14 protein-coding genes and 1 pseudogene are annotated in these 17,058 nt (G+C 68.8%); 6 read left to right on the top strand and 9 right to left on the bottom strand.

All coding sequences use genetic code 11. The features are described 5' to 3' along the window. Both RWO33_RS13190 and RWO33_RS13185 read left to right on the top strand, forming a co-directional pair. The coding region (locus tag RWO33_RS13190; RefSeq protein ID WP_314105365.1) for an ATP-dependent helicase C-terminal domain-containing protein at positions 1–1,133 on the top strand (1,133 nt) is incomplete at its 5' end. 206 nt (positions 1,134–1,339) lie between these two features. After that, positions 1,340–1,729 (top strand): hypothetical protein, encoded by a 390-nt coding sequence (locus RWO33_RS13185; RefSeq protein WP_145478720.1) that lies wholly within the window; start codon positions 1,340–1,342, stop codon positions 1,727–1,729. Positions 1,730–1,784: 55 nt separating this feature from the next. Here the strand turns inward: RWO33_RS13185 and RWO33_RS13180 are convergent, their stop codons facing one another. Further along, the gene (locus RWO33_RS13180; protein ID WP_314105363.1) at positions 1,785–2,324 is read right to left on the bottom strand and encodes a pseudouridine synthase; all 540 of its coding nucleotides are present in this window, start codon (positions 2,322–2,324) and stop codon (positions 1,785–1,787) included. 190 nt (positions 2,325–2,514) lie between these two features. Continuing rightward, positions 2,515–3,297, bottom strand: a complete 783-nt coding sequence (locus tag RWO33_RS13175; protein ID WP_314105369.1) for a methyltransferase — start codon at positions 3,295–3,297, stop codon at positions 2,515–2,517. Positions 3,298–3,538: 241 nt separating this feature from the next. Between RWO33_RS13175 and RWO33_RS13170 the strand changes: the two genes are divergently transcribed. Then, positions 3,539–4,492 carry an aldo/keto reductase gene (locus RWO33_RS13170; RefSeq protein ID WP_314105367.1) on the top strand — a complete coding sequence of 318 codons (954 nt, stop codon included), beginning with the start codon at positions 3,539–3,541 and terminating at the stop codon, positions 4,490–4,492. A gap of 71 nt (positions 4,493–4,563) precedes the next feature. Here RWO33_RS13170 and RWO33_RS13165 read toward each other — a convergent pair whose 3' ends face one another. From RWO33_RS13165 to RWO33_RS13155, 3 genes are all read right to left on the bottom strand, one after another. Further along, positions 4,564–5,475, bottom strand: a complete 912-nt coding sequence (locus RWO33_RS13165) for an NAD(P)/FAD-dependent oxidoreductase (RefSeq protein ID WP_314105361.1) — start codon at positions 5,473–5,475, stop codon at positions 4,564–4,566. After that, the gene (locus tag RWO33_RS13160; protein ID WP_314105360.1) at positions 5,465–5,917 is read right to left on the bottom strand and encodes an Rrf2 family transcriptional regulator; all 453 of its coding nucleotides are present in this window, start codon (positions 5,915–5,917) and stop codon (positions 5,465–5,467) included. Before RWO33_RS13160 ends, RWO33_RS13165 begins: the two co-directional genes overlap by 11 nt. Positions 5,918–6,059: 142 nt before the next feature. Continuing rightward, positions 6,060–6,962 carry a LysR family transcriptional regulator gene (locus RWO33_RS13155; protein ID WP_314105359.1) on the bottom strand — a complete coding sequence of 301 codons (903 nt, stop codon included), beginning with the start codon at positions 6,960–6,962 and terminating at the stop codon, positions 6,060–6,062. A gap of 128 nt (positions 6,963–7,090) precedes the next feature. On the opposite strand from RWO33_RS13155, the pseudogene RWO33_RS13150 reads away from it, so the two are divergent. Next, positions 7,091–8,305 (top strand): annotated as a pseudogene (locus tag RWO33_RS13150) (MFS transporter). A gap of 87 nt (positions 8,306–8,392) precedes the next feature. After that, complete coding sequence (dkgB, locus tag RWO33_RS13145; RefSeq protein WP_314105357.1) at positions 8,393–9,196, top strand: 2,5-didehydrogluconate reductase DkgB; 804 nt, start codon at positions 8,393–8,395, stop codon at positions 9,194–9,196. 175 nt (positions 9,197–9,371) lie between these two features. Here the strand turns inward: dkgB and RWO33_RS13140 are convergent, their stop codons facing one another. The 3 genes from RWO33_RS13140 to mgtE form a co-directional block, all read right to left on the bottom strand. After that, positions 9,372–10,076, bottom strand: a complete 705-nt coding sequence (locus tag RWO33_RS13140; RefSeq protein WP_314105355.1) for an alpha/beta hydrolase — start codon at positions 10,074–10,076, stop codon at positions 9,372–9,374. A 78-nt stretch (positions 10,077–10,154) separates the two neighbouring features. Next, positions 10,155–12,884: a bifunctional acetate--CoA ligase family protein/GNAT family N-acetyltransferase gene (locus tag RWO33_RS13135; RefSeq protein ID WP_314105354.1), complete on the bottom strand. Its 2,730-nt coding sequence runs from the start codon at positions 12,882–12,884 to the stop codon at positions 10,155–10,157. A 117-nt stretch (positions 12,885–13,001) separates the two neighbouring features. Beyond that, a complete protein-coding gene (gene mgtE / locus RWO33_RS13130) occupies positions 13,002–14,369 on the bottom strand; it encodes a magnesium transporter (protein WP_314105352.1) in 1,368 nt (455 codons plus the stop codon). Positions 14,370–14,677: 308 nt separating this feature from the next. On the opposite strand from mgtE, the gene RWO33_RS13125 reads away from it, so the two are divergent. Next, a complete protein-coding gene (locus tag RWO33_RS13125; protein WP_314105350.1) occupies positions 14,678–16,480 on the top strand; it encodes a monovalent cation:proton antiporter-2 (CPA2) family protein in 1,803 nt (600 codons plus the stop codon). Positions 16,481–16,711: 231 nt separating this feature from the next. On the opposite strand, the gene RWO33_RS13120 is transcribed toward RWO33_RS13125, so the two are convergent. Continuing rightward, positions 16,712–17,058: ankyrin repeat domain-containing protein (locus RWO33_RS13120; RefSeq protein ID WP_314105349.1), on the bottom strand; the 347-nt coding region annotated here is incomplete at its 5' end.

Genomic DNA, 17,058 nt, shown 5'->3' with positions numbered 1-17,058 from the left:
GGCGTGCACTGGCTGCGTTCCGGCAGGGGCGCGCCCCGCACGACGCCAACCGCGGGGCACTGGCGGCGATCGATGCGGCCAGCAAGCAGTGGCGGCGGCGCCTGCGCTGCGATGCGGCGCCGCCTTCGTCGGTGGAAGCGCATCAGCTGGGCGACCTGCTGGCGCACGCGTTCCCCGACCGGATTGCGGCGCGCCACCCCACCGACCCGCTGCGCTATCTGCTGGCGAACGGACGCAGCGCGCGCCTGTTCGACCCCAGCGACCTGCGCGGCGAGCCCTGGCTGGTCGCGGTTGAGCTGCGCTATGAGGCGCGCGATGCGTTGCTGCTGCGCGCCGCGCCGGTGGACGAGAACCGGCTGCGGCGCGATTTCCCGAACCTTTTCCAGCAGCAGGACTTGGTGCGCTGGGATGCGGACAAACGCGCGCTGGTGGCGCGCCGCGAGAGCCGCTTCGACCGCATCGTGCTGGACAGCCGCTCTGCCGGCCGCGTGGATCCGGCGCAGGCGGCGCAGGCGCTGACCGAGGCGGTGCGGGAGCTGGGGCTGGAGGCCCTGCCGTGGACCGAGGGGCTGCGCCAGTGGCAGGCGCGGGCGTTGGCGCTGCGTGCATGGATGCCGGAGCTGGAGGTGCCGGATGTGTCCGATGCCGCGCTGATGGCGTCGTTGCCGACATGGCTGACCCCGGCGTTCAATGGCAGGACCCGGCTGGATGCGCTCGACGAGTCGGCCTTGGGCGAAGCGCTGAAATCGCCGGTGCCGTGGGCGCAGCGGCAGGCGATCGACCGGCATGCGCCGGTGCGGATGGCGGTGCCGTCGGGCATGGAGCGTGCGATCCATTACGCGCTGGAGGCCGATGGCAGCACGCCACAGCCGCCGGTGCTGGCGGTGAAGCTGCAGGAGCTGTTCGGGCTGGCCGATACACCGCGCATTGCGGATGGCCGCGTACCGCTTACCCTGCACCTGCTGTCCCCCGGCGGCCGCCCGCTGCAGGTCACCCAGGACCTGCGCAACTTCTGGGCGAACACGTATGCCGAGGTCAAAAAGGAAATGAAGGGGCGCTACCCCAGGCACCCATGGCCGGACGATCCGTGGACGGCCAACGCCACCCACCGCGCCAAACCACGCGGCACGTAGAGCCACGCCCCGCGTGGCTGCGCGATGTCGGCTGTTTGGCAGCTCAGCCACGCAGGGCGTGGCTCTACCCCGGGGCGTTGCTGGTGGCTGGCTGAATCGATCCTGCACATTGGTTATCGTCGTGACCGGACCGTGGGCGCTGGATAACACGCCCTACACGGCCCCCGGGTGACACTGGATTTCGAACCGAGGCAAAAGGACCCCCCATGAGCAGACTGACCGTTATTACCGACCGCGCCCTGGAGCGTGCACTGGATCTGGCCAGCAGCGCTGGCGATGGCCTGAAGCATGCCGGCACCAACCTGCGCCACTTCGGCCCGCAGGCGACCGACTGGCTCAAGACCGGTGCGGCGCTCGGCGCGGTGAAGACCGGCAGCAAGGTGGCGGCCAAGGCCGTGCGCCGCAACCCGGCAGCAACCATCGCAGTGGCGGCGGTCGGCGTGGGCCTGCTCGGCTACGCGCTGTATCGCAAGCAGCAGAAGAAGAAGCTGGCCAACGGCAGCGTGGTGAATGGGCAGGCCGAGCGCATCAGCGCGCGCAACCGCCGCACCAGCACCGTGGTTGACGAACATAGCGACATCGGCAGCGACGCCTGATTTTTCCGGCGTGTTGCAGGTGAAAAACCGCCGGCATTGTCCGGCGGTTTTTTTTTCAGGCGTCGATCCGGCGCCATTCGCCGGGCTGCAGGCCGTCGAGGCGATGTGGGCCCATCGCGACCCGGACCAGGCGCAGCGTGGGCAGGCCCACCGCTGCGGTCATGCGCCGCACCTGGCGGTTGCGGCCTTCGCGCAGGGTGATCGCCAGCCAGGCATCGGGCACGGTCTTACGGAAGCGTACCGCCGGGGTGCGTGGCCAGAGCCCGGGTGGATCGAGGTGCTGCACGCCTGCGGGCAACGTCGGCCCGTCGTTCAACTGCACGCCGCTGCGCAGTGCCTGCAGCTGGTCGTCGCTGGGCGTGCCCTCGACCTGCACCCAGTAGGTCTTGTCTTCCTTGTGGCGCGGATCGGTGAGGCGGTGCGCCAGCGGGCCGTCGTCGGTCAGCAGCAGCAGGCCTTCGCTGTCGTAGTCCAGCCGCCCGGCCGCATACACGCCAGGCGGCAGGCCGAACCCGGCCAGCGTCGCGCGCGGCGGCTGGCTGCTGTCGGTGAACTGGCACAGCACGTTGAAGGGCTTGTTGAGGGCGATGAGCATGGTGCGGGACGTGGGTGGCGAGGTGGCATTGTCCCATTCCGTGGCTTCGGTTGCCTTCGTACCGAGCAACGGTCGGTACCTACCGGGCGGGTCCCGCCGGTCGCGACCGGGTTGGATGCAACGGTTCCGACCGGTAGCGCACGACCGTTGGTCGTGCGCCGGCGTCACCGTTGCCGGACGGCGTCCCGCATTACTTCACGAAGCGCAGGGTCATGCGGTCGCTTTCGCCGATGGCCTTGTACTTCCCGGCATCACTGGGCTCGTGCTGGTTGGTCGGCGGCAGGGTCCACACGCCGTTCGGGTAGTCCTTGGTATCGCGCGGGTTGGCATTGATCTCGCTGCTGCCGGCCAGCTTGAAGCCGGCGGCTTCGGCCATCGCGATCACCTGGGCCTGGCCCACGTAGCCACTCTTGTCGTCGGCCGCGACGTCGGCCTTGGCGCGGTGTTCGACCACGCCGAGCACGCCACCGGGCTTGAGCACGTTGTAGAAGCCCTTGAACATGCCTTCGGCCTGGTTGGCGCTGCGCCAGTTGTGCACGTTGCGGAAGGTCAGCACGACGTCGGCCGATCCGGCCGGGCCGAAGACCGGTGCCTTCGGGTCGTAGCCCACGACCTTCGCCTTGTCGTACAGGGCCGGATTGTCGGCGAACTTCTTCTCCAGCCCGTCGCGGCTGCGCTGCTGGTAATCGCGGCCCCTGCCTTCGGCCACGGCCTTCGGGTCGACCACGGCGGCGACATAGGTGCCCGTGTCACGCAGCAGCGGGGCGAGGATTTCGGCGTACCAGCCACCACCCGGGGTGATTTCCACCACGGTCTTGCCCGGTTCCACGCCGAAGAACGACAGCGTCTGCGCCGGGTGGCGGTAGGCGTCGCGCTTCACGTTTTCCGGGGTACGGCCCTTGCCGTCGACGGCCGCCTGCACCGCAGCGGTGATGGCCGGCTGGGCGTTGGGGCCGGCCGGCTTGATCGCCATGGCGGGCGCGGCAATCAGCAGCGTGGAAACGGTGAACAGGCAGGCACAGCTGAGCGAACGGGCTTTCATCGGATCACCTACGGTGGGCGGGATGCGGCGAGACTAGCAGCCGCGATGTCAAAGGTGTTCACAAAACGTTACTGCAATGCAGCGAAGCAGAACGCTGTTTTGTGGCTCGCGCCGCAACGGTGTCATCGACACGCACTTATGCTGTGACATTGCTTTCGATTGGAGGATTGCCCTGACCGCACCCCGTGAACTCGGCCGTTCCGGCCTGAAGGTGCTTCCCATCGCGTTCGGCGGCAACGTCTTCGGCTGGGGCGCGGACGAGAAGACCTCGTTCGCGTTGCTGGATGCCTTCGTCGATGCGGGCTTCAGCCTGGTCGATACCGCCGATGTCTACTCGGCCTGGGTGCCCGGCAACCAGGGCGGTGAATCGGAGACGATCCTGGGCCGCTGGTTCCAGCGCAGCGGCAAGCGCGACAAAGTAGTGTTGGCGACCAAGGTGGCAAAGTGGGCCGAACATCCCGGGCTGTCCGCGGACAACATCAATGCGGCGGTGGAGGACTCGCTGCGGCGCCTGCAGACCGATGTGATCGACCTTTACCAGGCGCACGAGGATGATGAGTCCACGCCGCTGGAAACCACGCTGGCCGCGTTCGGCCGCTTGATCGAACAGGGCAAGGTGCGTGCGATCGGCGCGTCCAATTACAGCGCCGAACGCCTGCGCGACGCGCTCAAGGTTTCTGCCGATTACAAGCTGCCGCGCTATGAGACGCTGCAGCCGGAGTACAACCTGTACGACCGCGCCGGTTACGAGAGCGGGCTGGAAGCGGTCGCGCACGAGCATGACCTGGGCGTGATCAGCTACTACTCGCTGGCCAGCGGCTTCCTCAGCGGCAAGTACCGCAGCGCCGGGGATGCCGACAAGAGCAGCGCGCGTGGCAGCAGCGTGGTGGCGAAGTACGTCAACCCGCGCGGCCTGCGCATTCTGGAGGCGCTGGATGATGTGGCGGGCAGCCACAACGCCACCGCTGCACAGGTGGCCATTGCGTGGTTGATCGCGCGACCGGGGATTACCGCCCCGATCGTCAGCGCGACCCGGGTGGAGCAGCTGCACGATGTGTTGGCGGCGGCGCAGGTAGCGCTGTCGGCGGACGACATCGCACAGCTCAACGCCGCCAGCGCAGAATGAAACCGCCTACGTAGAGCCACGCCCTGCGTGGCTGCGCGGTGCCGGACGCAGCAGCCGGGCAGAGCCCGGCTCTACGCCGCTTTGGGTGCGGCGTCTTCGGCTACGAGTGCGTGGTGGATGCTTACGCCGGCGCGCACGCCTTCGGCGCTGGCCAGGGTGATGTTGCCCATGACGGTGGCGTCGCCCGCGGCGTATACGCCGGGCACCGTGGTCTGCTTCTGCGCGTCCACGCGCACCAGTACGCCCACCGGGTTTTCATCCAGGACACATCCCAACTGCTCGACCAGCGGCGAGCCCATCTCCTGGCGCGCGGTGACGAACAGCGCGCGCAGGTCGATGTGGCGACCGTCGGCGAGCCGTGCACCGCTCAACTGCGGCGCGTCACCGTCCAGTGCCACTACCTGTTCGGTTTCGATCTGCACGCCGCGTCGCTGCAGGGTGGCGATCTCATCCGGCTCCAGGGTCATCCCGTGCGCGAACAGCGTGACCTGGCCCCAATCGGCAAGCAGGCCGGCCATGAACGCGGACATCGCGTGGCCACCCAGCAGGCCGATCGCGCCGCCACCGATCTCGTAGCCGTGGCAGTACGGGCAGTGCAGCACGCTGTGGCCCCACCGCTCGGCGAGCCCGGGCAGGTCCGGCAGTGCGTCGCGTATCCCGGTGGCCAATAGCAGCTTGCGCGCCGCCCAGGTCTCGCCGCCGGCGGTGGTCACGGCGAAGCCGTCGACCGTTGCCCGCGCCTCCATGGCGGTGTCGCTGGCCCAGCGCACGCTGGGGTAATCCAGCAGCTGCGCCTTGGCCTGGCGCAGCAGGTCGCCACCGGCGATGCCGTCCAGCCCCAGCACGCCGTGGGAATGCGCGGCAAAGCGGTTGCGCGGCAGGCCGCTGTCGATCACCAGCACGCTGCGGCGCGCACGCGCCAGCATCATTGCAGCGGACAGGCCGGCGAAACTGCCGCCGACGATCACGGCGTCAAAGGTCATGGGCAACTCCTGTTGCATGCAGGGCCAGATGCTGGGCGAAGGCATCGCCGAGCGTGGCCAGGGTGGTGGCGCGCAGGCGCTGTTCGAGCAGGGCCTGGGCCTGCTGGTAGCTCTCGTCGAGGGCGGCGTTGACCACCTGCTGCACGGGGCAGCCGCGCCCGCTCTCGCGCGCGCCGGTATGCAGCAGTGCCGGCGAACCGATGGCGAGGTAGACGTCGTGCAGGCTGATGGTGGCCGGGTCGCGCGCCAGCTGGCTGCCACCGCCGTGCCCGCGCACGGTGTGGACCAGGCCCCCTTTGTGCAGGGCCGCGAGCAGCCGGCGGATCACCACCGGGTGGGTCGGCAGGCAGGTGGCGAGCTGTTCGGAAGTGCGCGGCCCGGCCTGCCCGACCAGGTGGGCCATGATGTGGAGCGCGTCGGAGAATTGGTTGCTGGATTTCATGTAACGACAATAGTTACATATATGGCAACAATCCGGTAGCGCCGGCCGTTGGCCGGCTCTCCTGAACGGTGAGACGCTTGCATGGGCCGGCCAACGGCCGGCGCTACCGTAGGGAGGCAGGGCCGGTGATGGACGGCCGGGATTACCGCAGGAACGCCTGGCCGGTCATGGCCTGGGCCAGGTGATCGAGGAAGCTGGTGATCCGTGCCGAGACCGCGGTGTTCCGGTAGTAGACGGCGTGGATCGGCTGCCGGACCTCGACGGTCCGTTCCGGCAGCAGCTGCACCAGCGTGCCCGCGTCGCGGTCGCGCTGGGTCATGAAGTCAGACAGGCAGACCACCCCCGCCCCTTCCAGGGCGAGCCGGCGCAGGGTTTCGCCGCTGGACACGCGCACCGCCGGCTGGATGTGCAGCAGCGCGTCGGTGTCGCCCGGCAGCGGCCAGTGGTTCAGCGAGTCCGGTTCGTTGAAGCCCAGCAGGCTGTGCTGGCGCAGGTCGGCCACGCTGGCCGGGGTGCCGTGCTGCTGCAGGTAGGCCGGGCTGGCCAGTACGCGCAGGCGGCTGTGGCCCAGCGGACGCGCGTGCAGGGTCGAATCTGCGAGTGGGCCGATGCGGATGGCCACGTCAGTGCGGCGCTCGAGCAGGTCGATGTAGCGCTCGCTGCTGTTGATCTCCAGATCCACCTCCGGATACCGCGCACGGTAGCTGGCCACCTGCGGGGCGATCACGTGCAGCACGAAGGGGGTGGCCGCGTCCACGCGCAGGCGCCCGGCCGGCCGCTCGCGGCGCGCGGCGATCTGCTCTTCGGCCGCCTCCACCGACGCCACGATGGCGCGGGCCTGGGCCAGGAAGGCGTCGCCCTCTTCGGTGAGCTGCAGGCGGCGGGTGGTGCGGGTCAGCAGCGTGGTGCCGAGCTTGTCTTCCAGTCGGCCCAGCGCGCGGCTGACCCCGGAGGTGGTCTGGCCCAGCTGCTCAGCGGCGGCCGTGATCGAGCCGCTGTCGATCACGGCGATGAATGCCTGCATCTCATCCAGGGTGGTCTTCATGGCGGGCGTTCGCGGGTGGGGGCGACCATTATTGATCACCAGGCAATAGTCATTGGCGTGAAGACTGGTTTTTCGGCAAGAGTGCGGGGCGCAGACTGCGCAGCCTCTCCCCTCCACCGGTAATCCTCATGTCCCGTGGCATCCCCTTGGCCTTGTTGGCGTTGACGCTGGGCGCGTACGCCATCGGCACCACTGAATTCGTCATCGTCGGGCTGATCCCGACCATCGCCGCCGACCTGGGCGTGTCCCTGCCCTCGGCCGGTCTGCTGGTGTCTCTGTACGCGCTGGGCGTGGCGGTGGGCGCGCCGGTGCTGACCGCGTTGACCGGACGGGTACCGCGCAAGACCCTGCTGGTAGCGCTGATGGTGCTGTTCACGCTGGGCAACGTGATTGCCTGGATGGCGCCCAGCTACGGCTCGCTGATCGTGGCGCGCGTGCTCACCGGGTTGGCGCATGGCGTGTTCTTCTCGATCGGTTCGATCATCGCCACCTCGGTGGTGCCCAAGTAGAAGGCCGCCAGTGCGATCGCGATCATGTTCACCGGCCTGACCGTGGCACTGGTCACCGGCGTGCCGCTGGGCACGTTCATCGGCCAGCACCTGGGCTGGCGCGCGACCTTCCTGGCGGTGGCCGCGCTGGGCGTAGTGGCGCTGCTGGGCAGCCTGCTGTTCGTGCCGCGCAACCTGCAGCGCAGCGAGCCGGCCACCTTCGGCCAGCAGCTGGCGGTGCTGGCGCAGCCGCGCCTGCTGCTGGTGTACGCGATCACCGCGCTGGGCTATGGCGGCACGTTCCTGTCGTTCACCTATCTGGCGTCGATCCTGCAGGACGTCACCGGCTTCTCGGCCAATGCGGTCAGCGGCGTGCTGCTGGTGTACGGCGTGTCGGTGGCGATCGGCAACCTGTGGGGCGGCCGCCTGGCCGACCGCCGTGGGCCGATTCCCGCGCTCAAGCTGATCTTCGGGCTGCTGGCGCTGGTCCTGTTCGCATTGACCTTCACCGCCTACAACACCTGGCTGGTGCTGCTGACGGTGCTGGCGCTGGGCGCGGTGGCGTTCGGCAACGTGCCGGGGCTGCAGGTGTATGTGGTCAAGCAGGCGCAGCGCTTTGCACCGCAGGCAGCGGACGTGGCCTCGGGCCTGAACATCGCCGCGTTCAACGTGGGCATCGCGATGGGTGCCTCGCTGGGCGGGCTGGTGGTGGACCACCTGGGCCTGATGCACACGCCGTGGATCGGCGCGCTGGTGGTGCTGGGCGCGCTCGGATTGACCGTACTGAGCGGGCGGCTGGACAGGCGCGACGGTGTTGCCGAACGCGCCGAGGGCATCGCCGTCGCCGCGCATTGAGGTGAGAGCAGCCGGCCGACGGTCGGCTCTACATCAGGTTGGCTGTGCCAGGCGTAGTCTTTATTTTCCCCCACTGAAGGAGTTTCCATGAGCATTCCCGCATTCGGCCTGGGCACGTTCCGCCTGAAGGGCCAGACCGTCATAGATTCGGTCCGCAACGCACTGGACGTGGGCTACCGCGCCATCGACACCGCACAGATCTACGGCAACGAAGCCGAGGTTGGGCAAGCCATCGCCGAGTCCGGCGTGGCGCGCGAAGATCTGTTCATCACCACCAAGGTCTGGATCGCCAGCTTCGAGCACGATGCGTTGCTCGACAGCCTGCGCGAAAGCCTGCGCAAGCTGCGTACCGATCATGTCGACCTGACCCTGATCCATTGGCCGTCGCCGAACGATGCGGTGCCGATGAAGGAATACCTCGGCGCGCTGGCGCAGGCCAGGGCCGAAGGGCTCACCCGGCAGATCGGCATTTCCAACTTCACCATCGACCTGACCCGCCAGGCGATCGCGATCCTGGGCGCCGATGCCATTGCCACCAACCAGATCGAGGTGCATCCGTACCTGCAGAACCGCGCACTGATCGCCTTCCTGCGCGAGCAGGGCATCCACGTCACCGCCTACATGAGCCTGGCCTACGGTGAGGTACTCAAGGACCCGGTGATCCAGGCCATTGCCGAACGCCACGACGCCACCCCGGCGCAGGTCGCGCTGGCCTGGGCGCTGCAGCAGGGCTTCGCGGTGATTCCGTCGTCGACCAAGCGCGAGAACCTGGCCAGCAACCTGCTGGCGGCGGACCTGCGGTTGAGCGATGAGGACATGGCGCAGATCGCCACGCTGGATCGTGGGCAGCGCCTGGCGAACCCGGACGGCATCGCGCCGGCGTGGGATTGATCGATCGCCCAGTCAACGTCGGACGCCTGGGCGGGTAGGGTTGGATCCCGATCAACCGCCGACCACGCTGACCGGCGCGGCGAACGCATGACCTCTGCCGGAGAGCGCTTCTTCGACGGAGGTCATGCCACGACAGCACGTGGCACCGTTATCGGCGGTTGATCGGGATGCGACCCTACCCGCCGGCCAGCAGCCACTCACGCATGGCGGCGCTCACCTCCTCGGGCTTTTCCATTGGCGCCAGGTGGCCGCAATCGGGCAGCACCACCAGGGTTGAGCCGGGCGCCAGGGCATGCATCTCCTCGCTGATCGCCAGCGGGGTGATGCGGTCGTTGGCGCCGCAGAGGATCAGCAGCGGGTCGCGGTAGCTGGCCAGTACGTCGTGGCCGTCGATGCGGTCCAGCGCGCTCTGGCGCAGGAATACTTCGGCGCCCAGCCGGGCAGTCATGTCGCGCACGCGCTGCACCAGCACGTAGTCGTCCAGGCGTGAGGCGTCGATGTAACTGCGCATCAGCTTGTCGCCGAAACCATGGAAGGCGCCGGGCAGGCGCACGCTGGCGCGCTGCGACTGGCGCTGGGCGGCGCGTTCCGGGGAGTCGGCATGGATCGAGGTATCGATCAGCGCCAGCCGCAGCACACGTTCGGGCGCGACCCGGAGGATCTGCTGGGCCACGAAGCCGCCCAGCGAGAAGCCGGCCAGGGCGAAGTGCTCCGGGGCCTGGGCCAACACGTCGTCGACCACAGCCTGCATCGTCTCGCCGCGGGTCTGGTCGCCAACCGTGCAGTCGGCGATGTCGGAGAGCGCGGCACTCTGCGCGCTCCAGAGCTCGGCATCGTTGAGCAGGCCGGGCAGCAACAGCAGGGGAATGCGTTCAGTCATCCGGTCATTGTCGGCGATAGCGGCGGCGGTGGCGTACCGCCTGCGGCCCGGTGTGTTGCAGCAGCCGCCCCGCGCGGCTCAATGCATCACGCCCTCGGGGGGCTCGGGCACCTGCACGCTCTGCACCGGCAGGGTCACCACCATTACCGTGGGGTCGTCGGGATCGAGCCTGGTCTTGAACCCCAGGCTCTGGCACATCGCCAGCATGGTGCTGTTCTCGCGCAGTACCTGGCCTTCGACGATGTTCAGCCCGAGCCACTGGGCGTACTCGATCATGATGGTCATCAACCGCCAGCCGATGCCGTGGCCCTTGAGATCGGAACGGATCAGGATGCCGTATTCGCCGCGGTCGTAGTCGGCATCCGCATGCAGGCGCACCGCGCCGAGCATGTCGCCGCTGCGCGGGTCGATCGCGACCAGGGCGATGGAGCGGGCATAGTCGAGCTGGGTCAGGCGGGCGATGAACTCATGGCTGAAATGCTTCACCGACTGGAAGAAGCGCAGGCGCAGGTCGTCGTCGGTCACGCGGGCGAAGAACGCGCGGAACAATGCATCATCCTCCGGCCGCACCGGGCGCACGAACGCGGGTGCGCCATCGGACAGGGTCAGGGTGCGCTCCCACTCCTTCGGGTACGGGAACACGGCGAAACGCGGATGACCGCGGCCCTTGTGCAACTTGCGCGAGGGGGCGATCGCCACGCGCGCGTCCAGCGCGATCACCCCGTCGCGGTCGGCCAGCAGCGGATTGATGTCCAGCGTGCGCACTTCGGGAATGTCGGCGGCCAGCTGGGCCAGCTTGACCAGGATCAGCGCGACCGCGCGCTCGTCGGCGGCCGGGACGTCGCGATAGGCCTTGAGGATGCGTGAAACGCGGGTGCGGCCGATCAGCTCGTGGGCAAGGCGCAGGTCCAGCGGCGGCAGCGCCAGCGCCTTGTCGTCGATCACTTCCACCGCGGTGCCGCCGCGGCCGAACACCACCACCGGACCGAAGGTGGGATCGTCGGCAATGCCGGCGATCAGCTCGCGCGCCTTGGGCCGCACGATGGTGGGCTGCACCAGCACGCCGTCGATGCGCGCGTTCGGGCGCAGTTCGTGGGCACGCGCCAGGATCGAACTGGCCGCGGCCTGCACCGCCTGCAGCGTGCCCAGGTTCAGGCGCACGCCGTCGACGTCGGACTTGTGCGGGATGTCGGCTGAGAACACCTTGACCGCCACCGTGGCGCCCTGCTCCAGCAGCGGCTGCGCCAGGTCCATGGCCTCGTGTGCGTCACGCGCCTGCATCACCGGCGCCGACGGAATGCCGTAGGCGGTCAGCAGCTGGTAGGTGGCGATGGGATCCAGCCATTGCTGGCCGGCCGCCAGCGCGGCGTCGACGATGGCGCGCGCGGCGGCGGTATCGACCACGAAATCCTGCGGCAGGCTGGGCGGGGTCTCCATCAGCGCGGCCTGCGCGTCGCGGTAGCGCACCAGGTGCTGGAAGCCGCGCACGGCTTCGGCTTCGGTCGGGTAGGTGGGCACGCGCGCGGCGTTGAGGGTGGCGGTGGCGCGGTCGTCGTTGCCCAGCCACACCGCGAACACCGGCTTGTCGCGGTGGTGGCGCGGACGCAGGCCCAGCGTGCGGGTCAGTGCCTGCGCCGCGTCGGCCGAGGAAGTGAAGGCGGTGGGCACGTTGACGACCAGCACCGCATCGTTGCCGGGGTCGGACATCAGCGCATCGATGGCGGCCGCGTAGCGATCGCCGTCGGCGTCGACCACGATGTCGACCGGGTTGCTGCGTGACCAGCCCTCGGGCAGCACGCCGTCGAGTTCGGCGATGGTGCCGGGCGAGAGCTCGGCCAGGCTGCCGCGCAGTGCCAGCAGCTGGTCCACGGCCAGGCGCCCCACCCCGCCACCGTTGCTGAGGATGGCCAGCCGCCGGCCGGGGAAGGTGCCCAGCCGGCCCAGGGTTTCGGCGGCGGTGAACAGTTCGTCCAGCGCGCTCACCCGCAGCAGGCCGGCGCGGTTGAAGGCAGCGCCATACACCGCGTCGGAGCTGGCCAGCGCCTGCACGTGGGTGTCGCCGTCCGGATCGATGCGGATGTGGCGACCGGATTTGACCACCACCACCGGTTTGGCGCGGGCGGCGGCGCGCGCGGCCGACATGAACTTGCGCGCGTCGCGGATGTGTTCGACGTAGAGCAGGATCGCCCGGGTGCGGTAGTCGGTGGCGAAGTAGTCGAGCAGGTCGCCGAAGTCGACATCGAGTGCGTCGCCGAGCGAGACCACGGCGGAAAAGCCGACCGAGCGCGCCACGCCCCACTCCACCAGCGCCGCGGCAATCGCGCTCGATTCCGAGATCAGCGCCAGGTCGCCGGCCTGCGGGAAATGCGCGGCGATGCTGGCGTTGAGGCGTGCGTGCGGGGCGATCACGCCCAGGCAGTGCGGACCGAGGATGCGCAGGCCCTTGGGTCGCGCGGCGGCTTCGATCTGTTCGGCAAGCGAGCCTGGGCCCTGGCCGAGGTTGGCGGTGAGGATGATGGCGGCCGCCACGCCGCGCTCGGCGGCGGTGGCGACCACCTGCGGCACGATGCTGGCCGGCGCGGTGATGACGACCAGCTCGGGCACCCAGTCCAGGTCCTTGAGCCGCTTGACCGTGCTGATGCCGTCGATCTCGCCGTAGCGCGGGTTGATCCAGGCGACCTTGCCGGGAAAGCCGGTGGCGCGCAGGTTGCGCATCACCGCGCGGCCGGCGGAGCGCTCGCGCGGGCTGCCGCCGACGACGGCCACCGATTGCGGGCGGAACACGGATTGCAGGTGGTAGATGCTCATCGGGTCGAACTGTCACCGGGACACGTGGTGACACGGTACACGGCTCGCGGTCCACTGGGGATGATCTGGCGCAGCCCACGGCAGGGATCCGACCCTACCGCGGACACGCCCATCGAACTAAAGGAGCGTGCCGCGCAGGATCATCGCGGCGATGCTGAAATAGATCACCAGCCCGGTCACGTCGACCAGGGTCGCCACGAACGGTGCCGAGGCACTGGCCGGGTCGAAGCCGAGACGCTTCAGGATGAAGGGCAGCATCGAGCCGGACAGCGAGCCGAAGGTGACGATGCCGACCAGCGCCGCGCCGATGGTCAGCGCCAGCAGCTGCCAGTGCTCGCCGTAGTCATGGAGGCCGAGCAGCTGCCAGGACACGATGCGGATGATCGCCAGCACGCCGAGGATGGCGCCCAGGGTGATGCCGGTCGGCACTTCGCGCAGCGCCACCTTCCACCAGTCGCGCAGGCGCAGTTCGCGCAGGGCCAGGCTGCGGATCAGCAGCGAGGTGGCCTGCGAGCCGGAGTTGCCGCCCGAGCTCATGATCAGCGGAATGAACAGGGTCAGCACCACGGCGCGGGCCAGCTCGTCCTCGTAATGCTGCATGGCGCTGGCGGTAAGCATTTCGCCGAGGAACAGCACGCTGAGCCAGCCGGCGCGCTTGCGCAGCATCTCGAAGAAACCGATCTGCATGTACGGCTTTTCCAGCGCTTCCATGCCGCCGAACTTGTGCGCGTCCTCGGTGGATTCTTCGATCAGCGCGTCAAGGATGTCGTCCACGGTGACGATGCCCAGCACCTGCTGGCGCGCGTCCACCACCGGAATGGCCAGCAGGTCGTGGCGGCGGATCAGCTGCGCCACTTCTTCCTGGTCGAGCATGGCATCGACAGTCACCGGCGGGTTGACCTGGGCCACTTCCAGGATCGGCTCGTCGGGCAGGCCGGTGATCAGGCGGCGCATGGTCACCACCTGCTGCAGGGCCTGGCTGTGCGGGTCGAGCACGTAGATGGCGTACACGGTTTCGCGGGTGCGCTCGACCTCGCGGATGTGCTGCAGAGTGCGGCCCACGGTCCAGTCGGCCGGCACGCTGACGAACTCGGTGGTCATCAATGCGCCGGCGGTGTGCGCGGGATAGCTGAGCAGCTGCTGGATGGCCTGGCGCGATTCGGCGCTGAGCAGCGGGATCAGCCGGGCGCGCTCGTCTTCGCCCAGCTCATGGACGATGTCGGTGGCGCGGTCGTCGGCCATCAGGCCGAGCAGCGCGGCCGCCTTGGTTTCCGGCAACGCGGCGACCAGGTCGCCACTGCGGGTCAGCTCGGGCTGTTCGAGCATTTTCACCGCACGCGGCAGCGGCAACGCGGCCAGCGTGTCGGCGGCGCGCGACAGCTCCAGGGTGTTGAGGTATTCCACCGCGTCGGCGGTGTTGAAGTCCTGCAGGGGCGCGCCCAGGGCCGCATCGGCCGCCGGGCGCAGGAGGTCTTTCTGGTTCATGGGGTTCGCCTTGTGGATCGCGTATGCGCGACGCCAACGCTGGCGAACCGTCCCGTGTCAGGCGGTGGCCATCGCTGGCGTCGAGCAAGGTCGACTTCTACTGTCGCTGGACATGGGTGTGGACTCCGGAAGGGTTTCGCTGGGCGCACCGTGCCGGCGCGGTCAGCGGGCGGCAGTCTGGACCCGCGCGCAGATCGGGTCAACCCCTTGCGGGCCCTCGTTCGGGCCCGGTTGAAGGTCGTTTGACGCGCCGGGCCGCATAATGGGCCGCCGGCGACAGGCCGATGATGCGATGCGCAGGTTTCCCCATGCATAGCGGTGCGCTGGTCCTGGCCCTGGTGTTGCTGCTGGCTGCGGTGATCGCGGTGCCGGTGTTCAAGAAGCTCGGGCTGGGTGCCGTGCTGGGCTACCTGGCGGCGGGCGTGGTGCTCGGCCCGGACGGGCTGGGCTTCGTACAGGACGCCGACCGGATCCTCGGCGCGGCCGAGATCGGCGTGGTGATGCTGCTGTTCGTGATCGGGCTGGAGCTGTCGCCCACGCGGCTGAAGGTGATGCGGCGCTCGGTGTTCGGTGCCGGCACCGCGCAGGTGGCGCTGAGCGCGGTGGTGCTGGGCAGCCTGCTGATGCTGGACCACTTCCACTGGAAGGGGGCGCTGATCGTGGGCATCGCGCTGGCGCTGTCGTCCACCGCGGTGGGCCTGCAGCTGCTGTCCGAACACAAGGGGCTCAACACTGATTACGGCAGACTGGGCTTTGCCATCCTGCTGTTCCAGGACCTGATCGCGATTCCGCTGCTGGCGGCGATTCCGCTGCTGGGCGGGGCCCGCAATGAAACCCTGCAATGGAACGACGTGGCGGTGGCGCTGGGCGCACTGGCGGTGGTGATCCTGTGCGGGCGACCGGTGCTGCGCTGGCTGTTCAACACCGTGGCGCGCACGCGCAGCCCGGAAGTGTTCACCGCGATGGCGCTGCTGGTGGTGCTGGGCACGGCGTGGTTCATGCAGACGGTGGGTCTGAGCCCCAGCCTGGGCGCGTTCCTGGCCGGCGTGCTGCTCTCGGATTCGGAATTCCGGCATGAGCTGGAATCGCAGATCGAGCCGTTCAAGGGGTTGTTGCTGGGCCTGTTCTTCATCGCCGTGGGCATGGGCATCGACCTGGACCGGGTGGTGGCCGAACCGTGGGCGATCGCGCTCGGGGTGGCGGTGCTGCTGGTGGTGAAGTTCAGCCTGCTGTTCGGCATCGGCAAGCTGGCCAGACTGAGCACGCGGCACGCGCTGCTGCTCGGCAGCGTGCTGTGGCTGGGCGGTGAGTTCGCGTTCGTGGTGTTCAACGAAGCGCAGCGCGCGAACCTGCTCGGCAACGCCAACCACGACCGGCTGGTGGCGATCGTCGGCCTGTCGATGGCGCTCACGCCGCTGCTGCTGATCGGGCTGCTGCGGTTGCTGGGCGGCGAACACGAGGTCGCCGGCGACAGGCCCGCGGCCGACACCATCGACACGGGCGGCACCCAGCCCAGCGTGATGATCGCCGGCATGGGCCGCTTCGGCCAGGTGGTGGCGCGCCTGCTGACCGCGCAGAAGATTCCGTTCATTGCGCTGGAAGCGAACCCGGACACGGTGTCGGACCTGCGTCGTTTCGGCAACAAGCTGTACTACGGCGACCCGACCCGACCGGAGATGCTGCGCGCGGCCGGCGGCGAGAACGTGCGCGTGTTCGTGATCACGCTGGATGATCCGGACGCGAACATGCACGCGACACGGTTGATCCGGCGCATGTATCCAAATGCGGTGGTGCTGGCGCGTGCGCGCAACCGCCAGCATGCATGGCGGTTGATGGACATGTCGGCCGAACCGTTCCGCGAGGTGTTCGGAACCAGCCTGGACATGAGCGAGCGCGTGCTGACCGCGCTGGGCATCCCCGGCGACACGGCCCGCGACCACGTGGAGCGTTTCCGCGAGCACGATGAAAAACTGCTGCGCGACCAGTACCTGGTCTACGACGACGAGGCCGCGGTGATGCAGACCTCGCGCGACGCCAGGGCGGACCTGATGCGCCTGTTCGAAGCCGATGCGGAACGCGATGAAAAGACCGACATCCAACGTGGCAATTGAACGGAACCGGCCGGACGTATCCAGTTCCCCCATCGTTCGCCGGCAATTCGTAGCGCCGACTGTCAGTCGGCGACCGCGCGCAGCGCGGCCGGAAAATCCGCAGACACGCACCCAACGTCTGCGGCGCACTGATCGCGGTTGATAACCGTCCGAAGCCGCGTGCCAGGGGTTCATGATGTCGGAACGGAGAGCAGCCGACTAACAGTCGGCGCTACCGTTTGTCTGCCACGATTACCCGTTATCGCGCAGGAATCTTGCCATCGAGGACACGCCCGGCACGCGCGGTTCGAACTCGCCGGCCACGTCGATGAAACCGCGCATCACCGCGATCTCGCGCGGGCTGCGATTCAGGGCGTCGCGTACGTCGGGGTCGGCGCCGGCACGCAGCAGGCGCTGCACCAGCAGCGGCAACCCGTGCAGGGCGGCCAGGTGCAGCGGACCGAAGCCGCGCGGGTCGCGCACGTCCAGCGACACTTCTTCATCCAGCAGGCGCTCGACCGCCGCCAGCACCACCTGTTCGTCGCAGGCGGTGCCGGGCTCGGCACGGGCGCCCAGCAGCAGCAGCAGCGGCGTGACCG

The sequence above is a fragment of the uncultured Stenotrophomonas sp. genome (assembly GCF_963519925.1).
Lineage (GTDB): Bacteria > Pseudomonadota > Gammaproteobacteria > Xanthomonadales > Xanthomonadaceae > Stenotrophomonas > Stenotrophomonas maltophilia_AE.
The sequence above is the reverse complement of the archived record's forward strand: the minus strand, read 5'-3'. Positions and strand labels throughout refer to the sequence as shown.

What these genes read in the sequence shown, in the direction of transcription:
- RWO33_RS13185 (WP_145478720.1), top strand. Translation starts at nt 1,340, where the DNA reads ATGAGCAGACTGACCGTTATTACCGACCGCGCCCTGGAGCGTGCACTG.
- RWO33_RS13180 (WP_314105363.1), bottom strand. Translation starts at nt 2,324, where the DNA reads ATGCTCATCGCCCTCAACAAGCCCTTCAACGTGCTGTGCCAGTTCACC.
- RWO33_RS13175 (WP_314105369.1), bottom strand. Translation starts at nt 3,297, where the DNA reads ATGGCGATCAAGCCGGCCGGCCCCAACGCCCAGCCGGCCATCACCGCT.
- RWO33_RS13165 (WP_314105361.1), bottom strand. Translation starts at nt 5,475, where the DNA reads ATGACCTTTGACGCCGTGATCGTCGGCGGCAGTTTCGCCGGCCTGTCC.
- RWO33_RS13160 (WP_314105360.1), bottom strand. Translation starts at nt 5,917, where the DNA reads ATGAAATCCAGCAACCAATTCTCCGACGCGCTCCACATCATGGCCCAC.
- RWO33_RS13155 (WP_314105359.1), bottom strand. Translation starts at nt 6,962, where the DNA reads ATGAAGACCACCCTGGATGAGATGCAGGCATTCATCGCCGTGATCGAC.
- dkgB (WP_314105357.1), top strand. Translation starts at nt 8,393, where the DNA reads ATGAGCATTCCCGCATTCGGCCTGGGCACGTTCCGCCTGAAGGGCCAG.
- RWO33_RS13140 (WP_314105355.1), bottom strand. Translation starts at nt 10,076, where the DNA reads ATGACTGAACGCATTCCCCTGCTGTTGCTGCCCGGCCTGCTCAACGAT.
- RWO33_RS13135 (WP_314105354.1), bottom strand. Translation starts at nt 12,884, where the DNA reads ATGAGCATCTACCACCTGCAATCCGTGTTCCGCCCGCAATCGGTGGCC.
- mgtE (WP_314105352.1), bottom strand. Translation starts at nt 14,369, where the DNA reads ATGAACCAGAAAGACCTCCTGCGCCCGGCGGCCGATGCGGCCCTGGGC.
- RWO33_RS13125 (WP_314105350.1), top strand. Translation starts at nt 14,678, where the DNA reads ATGCATAGCGGTGCGCTGGTCCTGGCCCTGGTGTTGCTGCTGGCTGCG.